The organism is Burkholderia sp. Se-20378 (assembly GCF_017104665.1).
In the GTDB taxonomy this organism is placed as follows: domain Bacteria; phylum Pseudomonadota; class Gammaproteobacteria; order Burkholderiales; family Burkholderiaceae; genus Burkholderia; species Burkholderia lata.
This window is the reverse complement of the sequence record NZ_JAAGPG010001136.1, coordinates 1-968: the sequence shown is the minus strand read 5'-3', so window position 1 is coordinate 968 and position 968 is coordinate 1. Positions and strand designations below refer to the sequence as shown.

Here is a 968-nt window from a genome sequence, read left to right as displayed (position 1 = left end):
GCCGGCGCGCCAGCCCGCGATGATCGGCGAATCGATCATCACGACGCCGCGCACCCATTGCGGCTTCTTCAGCGCGGCCATCAGCGACAGGTAGCCGCCGAGCGAATGGCCGACGAGCCAGACGGGACGTTCGTAGCGGCTGCCGATGTCGTCGAGCAGTTGCTCGACGAGATGCGGCCAGTCGCGCGTCACCGGGTAGCGGCGGTCGTGGCCAATCCGTTCGATGTAGCGCAGCTCGTAATCGTCGGCCAGTTCGGCGAAGATCGTGCGGTACGTCGACGCCGGAAAGCCGTTCGCGTGCGAGAAGTGGAGGATGTCCTTCAAACGCCGATGTCTCCTTTGTCGGCGAGAGCTAGTGCTTTGACACTTACTCTCGCCCCATGCTTCGCGGTCGGCCGAAGTTGGCGCTCCAACGCTCACCCCGGTCTTTTGCTTCGCGTTCTGCCGGGCCCACGCTTCGGCATTGTGCGCGGATCCCGGGCCTTGTTTCCTGATACGCAGGCTCTCGCCGCGCTCACCGATCCATCCAGTATCGTCGCCGAACGTCGCGATGCCGCTCGAAGGCAAACCCGCCGTTAGCCGGCGCGACGTCGAACCGCACGGCGCCGTCGCGATCGGTGCGCGGCAGCGGGATCCCGCGCGCCTCGTAACGGGCGAGAACCGTCCGGTGCGGATGTCCGAATCGATTGCGATAGCCTACAGGAAATACCGCAACGCGCGGCCCGACCGAATCGAGGAAAGGCTCGACCGACGACGTGCGGCTGCCGTGGTGCGGAACGACCAGGATCTGCGCGGCCAGCGCGTCTCGCGCGGCGTCCACGAGCCGGCGTTCACCGCGCGCATCGACGTCGCCCGTCAGCAGCGCGGACGTCTCGCCCGCGTCGATGCGCAGCACGCACGACTGCCCGTTCGACGAGCCCGTGCCCGGGCCGCCCCGCGGCCACAGCATCGTGAACGTGACGCCGTCC

The 968-nt window shown here is 67.7% G+C and carries 2 protein-coding genes; both read right to left on the bottom strand.

Annotated elements, in window-relative coordinates:
- A partial coding sequence (locus G3N93_RS40610) for an alpha/beta fold hydrolase (protein WP_206135586.1) occupies positions 1-324 on the bottom strand: 324 nt, incomplete at its 3' end.
- Positions 325-514: 190 nt separating this feature from the next.
- Positions 515-968: ComEC/Rec2 family competence protein (locus G3N93_RS40605; protein WP_374196566.1), on the bottom strand; the 454-nt coding region annotated here is incomplete at its 5' end.